The organism is Paenarthrobacter sp. Z7-10 (genome assembly GCF_026932795.1).
Lineage (GTDB): Bacteria > Actinomycetota > Actinomycetes > Actinomycetales > Micrococcaceae > Arthrobacter_M.
The window spans coordinates 1-6,294 of record NZ_JADPVH010000105.1 but is presented as its reverse complement, the minus strand read 5'-3'; the positions used below and the strand labels follow the sequence as shown (position 1 = coordinate 6,294).

Sequence of the window (6,294 nt, the reverse complement as noted above, 5' to 3'; positions counted from 1 at the left end):
CACTCATGATCCCACCCCTCAGCAACCGAACATTTCTTCTACTAGATTATATAACAAATGAGGGAGGATTAAAAGCCGGTCGCCCAACGAAAGACCCGAGATTACAAGGTTCAGCTAGACAATCGACCATCCCATGTCAGGAGTCCTGAGGCCCTGGTCGGTTCCGAAAGCACCTGCGTGCTGGTGCTCCGGGCCCAGCTGAGGTTGATGCCCGTGGTGCCTGCGCGGGCCATAGTGCTCCTTGGCTACCCCGATTCAGGCAGCAGCGGCGACGACGTTCCGGTTGTCCTGAAGAGCGGGCCGATGGCGCTCGAGGGATTCGATTCCCTGGTGATCAGCTACCAGCAGGCCAAGGGCCTTAACCTCGAAGCCATTGAGCAACTGCCGGATGGGCCGCAGGCCTGGCTGCTGGTTCAGTTTGGCGCAGACACGCCGGATGAAGCGGCGGAAGCTGCCCGCAGTTTTGCGCAGGATGCGCACGGTTTCCCGTCACAGCCGACAGTGACGGTGTTCGACGGCGTGGCTGCCCAGGAGCAGATGTGGCAGCTCCGGGAGGCCGCACTCGGGGCCACCGCCCAAGTGCCGGGCCTGCCCAATATGTGGTCCGGCTGGGAGGATTCCGCCGTCGCGCCGGAAAAGATCGGCGACTATCTGCGCGGCCTCCGAGCCCTCTACGCCGAATTCGGATTCGAAGCCGCGTCGTTGTACGGGCATTACGGTCAGGGCTGTATCCACACGCGCATCCCTTTTGATCTGGTGACCGCGGCCGGAATCGGGACGTTCCGTCAGTTCATGGAGCGGGCGGCCCGGCTGGTGGTCTCTTATGGTGGATCGTTATCCGGGGAGCATGGCGACGGTCAGTCCAGGGCCGAGCTGCTGCCCATCATGTACGGCCCGGAGCTGATTCAGGCTTTCGCACAATTCAAGGCTATTTTCGATCCGGAGAACCGGATGAACCCGGGCAAGATGGCTGCCCCCTACCGGATCGATGAAAACCTCAGGCTCGGTACGGACTATGAACCGCTGCAGCTGGCGACGCACTTCGCCTTTCCGCACGATGAGGGAAGTTTCGATAAAGCGGTGCTGCGATGTGTCGGTGTTGGAAAGTGCCGCCGCCACGAAGGCGGCGTGATGTGCCCTTCCTACATGGTGACGCGGGAGGAAGAAGACTCCACCCCGGGGAAGATCCCGCCTGCTGTTTGAAATGCTGCAGGGGCACGCCGATTCTCCGATCGAGGATGGTTGGCGCTCCACCGCGGTCCTGGAATCTTTGGACTTATGCCTGTCCTGCAAGGGCTGCAAAAAGGACTGCCCGGTTAACGTGGATATGGCCACCTATAAGGCCGAGTTCCTCAGCCACCACTACGCGGGGCGGCTGCGGCCAATGGCACATTATTCGATGGGCTGGCTTCCCCTGTGGGCGCAGCTCGCCAGCAGACTGCCCCGCGTCGTCAACGCGCTCTCGCAGGCACCGGTGCTCGCCGGACCGGGCAAGGCACTGGCTGCCATCGCCCCGGAGCGGCAAATTCCACAGTTCGCGACCCAAACATTTCAGTCCTGGTACAAAGCTCGCGGGCCCCACGGAGCAGGCTCTCGGGGCGACATTGTGCTGTGGCCGGACACGTTCAGCAACTCCTTTCATCCGCACGTGGCGCAGGCGGCGGTGGAAGTCCTCGAGGACGCCGGCTGGCGGGTTGTGGTGCCGCAGGACCCGGTTTGCTGCGGCCTGACGTGGATCTCCACTGGCCAACTCGACATTGCCAAAAAGGTGCTCCGGCGCACCGTGCAGGTGCTCTCTCCCTATCTGCAGGCCGGGACGCTGATACTCGGACTTGAGCCCTCCTGCACAGCGGTGTTCCGCTCGGACGCGGAGGAGCTGTTCCTCTCCGACCCGGATGTGCAGCGGCTGCGGCAACAGACCGTGACGTTGGCCGAGGTGCTCACCCAGCACACCGAAGGCTGGCAACCGCCGCCCCTGGCTCGGCGGGCGCTGATCCAAACTCACTGCCACCAACACGCGGTGATGGGATTTTCTGCGGATCTGTCGCTGATGAAGGCGATGGGTGTTGATGCCCAGGTGCTGGATTCCGGCTGCTGCGGTCTGGCGGGTAACTTCGGCTTTGAAAAGGGCCACTACGACGTCTCGGAGGCATGCGGTGAGCGTGCGCTCTTCCCGGCACTGCGCGCGGCTGACGACGACGACGTCGTGCTGGCCGATGGATTCAGCTGCCGGACCCAGATTGAGCAGGGCGAGGCCGGTGGACGACAGGGCATTCACCTGGCGGAGTTGCTGGCGGCCGCACTCCACGGCGACCCGGCCATGCCGGGTCGGCGGCCGGAGGAGAGCTATTCGGTGCGTCCTCACACCTCTCGTTCTGCCTCCAGTCTTGCCCTGGCAGTCCTTGGGGTGGCATTGGCTTCGGGCCTTGCCGGTGCCACGGCCATGGCGGCGCGCCTGCACCGCCGCAGCGGCGGGAGACGCTAGCCAGCGATCCGGCCGCCGGAACGGGGCCGGTCCACCTGCGCCGCCCCGCTTCAGAAGACGCCAGCCGGCAGCGATCCGGCCGCCGGAACCGGCCAGTCCATCTGCGCCGCGACGGCGCGGGGCTGGTTTGTCCGGATAGTGGCACGCCGGTTCGTGACGTGGGACGCTTAACCTTGGCGGACGGACGCAGGAATGACTTCCAGGCAGATGTGTTGGGTGATCGCCATCAGCACGGCGGTGGTGCTCGGTGTGCTGGTCAGCGTCGGCTGGACTGCGGCCGCGCTGCAGGATCCGGCCAAAACCTTGGGCCTGAACGCCCAGGGGGTCCTGCGGTGGGGAGAAAATCGTTCCCGCGCACCATTCTCAGTGGCTGAACTCGCCATGTTCCTAGGGGTTGGCTTGGCCTTCGTGGCTGCCGGTATGACTGCTTGGCGGAGCCGTCCCAGCCGAAATCCCGGCGTGCTGCTGGTGGCGGCCGGTCTGTTGTGGCTGGCAGGTGGACTCAGGCGATCCAACGATCCGGTCGCGTTCACGATCGGCGTGAGCCTGACGCTGATGTACCAGCCACCGCTGCTGCAGCTGGCCCTCAGTTTTCCCTCCGGCGTCCTGCGCACGCAGTGGGAGAAGACGTTCGTGGTGTTCTTCTACGTCTCCTGGGCTTTTATCGCGGTGGCCGGTTGGGCCTTCTTTGATCCAACGCTGCACACCGCCTTCGGGACCTCCACCTCAAGGAACCTGCTGCTGATCCGCGACAGTCCGGACACCACCACGGCGATCGGTAATGCCGCGCGTGTTTTCCAAATCTGTGTGGGACTGGCCATTTTCGCAGTCCTCATTTATCGGTGGCACGCAGGCACTCCTGCCTATCGGGCGGTGTTCCTTCCACTCTGGCTGGCTGTGATCGTCAAAACCGGCGCGACGATCTGGATTTCCTTGGCCGTCGTGCAGCTGTCCGGATCACTATCCTATACAGCGCTGTTATGGCAGTATCCGGCGACGGCGATGGTGCCTCTTGCAGTTTTGTTCGGCTTGTGGAGGTATCGGTTCGCCCGCGGGACGCTGGGCGATCTTATGGTTGAGATCGGAGCGGCGCCTCTGAGCGAGGGGCTGGTCAGGGCCCTGCGCCGGTCCGTTCACGACCCGACTCTGAGTCTGTGGCAGTGGTCTGAAGCCCTGCAGCAGTATGTGGACGACCACGGAATGCCGCGGATGCTGCCCGACGGCGAAACGGGACGTGCTGCCATGGTCCTGGAACGCCGTGGGACACCCTTCGGCGCACTGGTGTTCGACGAAACCCTGCGGGAACAGCCGCAACTGCTCGCCGCGTTGCGCAGCGCAACGGCGTTAAGCCTGGAAAACCAGCGGATGGAGGAACAATTGAGAAACCAACTCATCGATGTCCGCCGCTCCCGGGAGCGCATTGTCACCGCGGGGGACCACCGCCGCCGGCAACTGGAGCGGGACCTGCACGACGGCGCACAGCAGCGGCTCGTCGCCGTCGTTCTGGGGCTCTCGAGGGCACAGCGGCTGACCGGTTCCGAGGATGTCCGAGCCCTTATTGAGCAGGCAGGCCGTGAACTCAGGGACGCCCTGGTCGAACTGCGCGAACTGGCGCGGGGGGTCTATCCGCCATCGCTGCGCGAGAGGGGCTTGATCGGAGCAGTCACCGCCCTCGCAGAGCGGGTTCCGTTGCCTATCCAGGTTGTCGCAGACCTGCCCGATCAACCACCACCACCAGTGGAATTGGCGGCCTATTTCATCTGCGCCGAAGCCGTGACGAATGCGGTCAAATATGCCAGCGCCACGCGGATCCAGCTAACCGTCGCCACGGACGCGGGGCAGCTGTCGATCACAATTTCCGACGACGGGATAGGAGGTGCTGACCCCTCGTCTGAGGGAGGACTGCTAGGGCTGGCTGACCGGGCGGCCGCGCTGGGCGGCTCGCTGGAGGTTCATAGTCCCGTCGGTCAAGGAACCACGGTCCGGGCCAGGCTGCCGTTTGTCAGCGATCCGGCGGAGGATGTGCCATGACCCTTCGGGTTGCCATCGCTGACGATTCGGCCCTGCTGCGGCGCGGACTGTCCGCCTTGTTGACCGCCGAGGGTCTTGACGTCGTGGGCGAGGCCGCCAACGCCGTCGAGCTGTTGTCTGTGGTCGCCTCCCACCGGCCCGACATTGCCATTGTGGATATCCGGATGCCACCCACCTACACCGTTGAAGGCATCCGGGCCGCCGAGACTATCCGCGCCCACTATCCTGGTACGGGGGTATTGCTGCTTTCCCAGTATGTCGAGACGGAGAACGCCATGGCGCTGCTGGGCAGCAGCGCCAAAAGCCTGGGATATTTGCTCAAGGAGAGGGTCTCCGATATCGAGGATTTCCTGGATGTGCTGCGCCGGGTGGCCTTCGGGGGGACTGCCGTCGATCCCGATATGGTCAGCCGGATGGTGTCCCGCCCGGGCGTCGGGGACCACCCGATCCACGCCTTGTCGGAGCGCGAAAAGGATGTGCTCGCCCTGATGGCCGAGGGACGCACTAATTCCGCCATCGCCGCCGTGCTGTTCATGGGTGAACGCACCGTCGAGGCGCACGTGCGGAGCATTTTCGGAAAGTTCGGGCTGCGCCCGGAGCCAGAGGACCACCGCAGGGTGCTTGCCGTCCTGAGCTATTTGCGGTCAACGACTGGCACCCGGTCCTGAGGCACTGTCCGGCCCCGCCGACCCTGTCCGACTCTGTCGCTCGCCCCGGCATAACCGGGAAAACGCGGCAGAACGGGGACGGCGGCTAGCTGCTTAGGACAAGACTGCCTGTACGTGCCAGTTCGTTGAACCGGATGGATGGTTCCGTTCCGAACGCCTCGAGGGTGCGCCAGCGGAACAGATCGAACGCCCGCACCGCGGCGTTGTAGTTGCCGGCTGCCAACTGCGCCCGTATCAGTAACTCGTTTGATGCCGTCCGCAGCGGTTCCAAGCTGACCGTGATCAGCGCTGCCTCCTGGGCAGCGGGGTCGGCTGCGTCCAGCAGACGGCGGGTCAGCGCATCGAGGGCGGTCAGGCGGACATGGCGCATCCGCTCCTGTTCATCGAGGATCCAATCCTCGTACCAGCCCGGAAGCAGCTCCGCGGTCCGAAGCTGCTCCAGCAGGGCCCGGACCGGAACCCCCTGCGGTGCGGCACCGATGGAGCGCTGAAGCCTGTCAACATCCACGTCGACGGCGGACGAAAGGGCCAGCGCATTCTCTCCGTTGCGGAGCAGGCCCGGATACTCATGGGCGACGTGCCATACCGCCACCCGCAAACTTGCCGTTGCCCGCGGCTCGGAGCTGTCCGGCCACAGTAGTCCTGCCACAGCGGACCTTGGACGCGGGCCGAGCAAGGCCAGCGCACCGATCAGCCGCTGCTGTCGGATGCCCACGCGCACGGTTCGTCCCTCCCGGCTCAGTTGCCAGCATCCCAGCAGATTCAGGGACCACGAAATGTCAGTCATCGCAGGAAACCTCCCTTGGCATGGGCCGCGGAACGCTGTTTTAGCTGCCCGCGCATGCCTTGTTGATGCCTCAAGTCTGGCGCCCGGCCCCGGTGCCGCGCTTCCGTGCTGGCACGGTTTTTTCAGCCCGATCCCGGCGGCGGCTGATGGACCTGCCCACCGACCGCCGAATTCCATGGGCAGGGCGAGTTCTAGCGAACGTTGCAACACCCCCGACTAATCGGGAGTTGCAGCACCCATGGAATCAGCAGCAGTAAGTAGTTCATCGTTTTTGGGGAAGGGTTCGTCTTTTACGCAAGGGTCGGGTTTCCCGGTCAGGTCAC

General features: G+C 64.4%; 5 protein-coding genes. 4 read left to right on the top strand and 1 reads right to left on the bottom strand.

Translation table 11 applies throughout. The annotated features are described in order from the left end of the window. Positions 1-177: 177 nt before the first annotated feature. The 4 genes from IV498_RS18470 (at position 178) to IV498_RS18455 (ending at position 5,184) form a co-directional block, all read left to right on the top strand. Positions 178-1,203: an FAD-linked oxidase C-terminal domain-containing protein gene (locus tag IV498_RS18470; RefSeq protein ID WP_269048539.1), complete on the top strand. Its 1,026-nt coding sequence runs from the start codon at positions 178-180 to the stop codon at positions 1,201-1,203. A 1-nt stretch (position 1,204) separates the two neighbouring features. After that, positions 1,205-2,485, top strand: a complete 1,281-nt coding sequence (locus IV498_RS18465; RefSeq protein WP_269048538.1) for a (Fe-S)-binding protein — start codon at positions 1,205-1,207, stop codon at positions 2,483-2,485. Positions 2,486-2,677: 192 nt separating this feature from the next. Beyond that, complete coding sequence (locus IV498_RS18460) at positions 2,678-4,516, top strand: ATP-binding protein (protein ID WP_269048537.1); 1,839 nt, start codon at positions 2,678-2,680, stop codon at positions 4,514-4,516. Beyond that, entirely contained in the window at positions 4,513-5,184 is a 672-nt protein-coding gene (locus IV498_RS18455; RefSeq protein ID WP_269048536.1) for a response regulator transcription factor, read from the top strand. Before IV498_RS18460 ends, IV498_RS18455 begins: the two co-directional genes overlap by 4 nt. Before the next feature lie 85 nt (positions 5,185-5,269). On the opposite strand, the gene IV498_RS18450 is transcribed toward IV498_RS18455, so the two are convergent. Further along, positions 5,270-5,971 carry an AfsR/SARP family transcriptional regulator gene (locus IV498_RS18450; protein WP_269048535.1) on the bottom strand — a complete coding sequence of 234 codons (702 nt, stop codon included), beginning with the start codon at positions 5,969-5,971 and terminating at the stop codon, positions 5,270-5,272. Positions 5,972-6,294 lie beyond the last annotated feature (323 nt).

Coding starts and splice junctions, on each gene's coding strand:
- IV498_RS18465 (WP_269048538.1), top strand. CDS start 1,205: ATGCTGCAGGGGCACGCCGATTCTCCGATCGAGGATGGTTGGCGCTCC.
- IV498_RS18460 (WP_269048537.1), top strand. CDS start 2,678: ATGACTTCCAGGCAGATGTGTTGGGTGATCGCCATCAGCACGGCGGTG.
- IV498_RS18455 (WP_269048536.1), top strand. CDS start 4,513: ATGACCCTTCGGGTTGCCATCGCTGACGATTCGGCCCTGCTGCGGCGC.
- IV498_RS18450 (WP_269048535.1), bottom strand. CDS start 5,971: ATGACTGACATTTCGTGGTCCCTGAATCTGCTGGGATGCTGGCAACTG.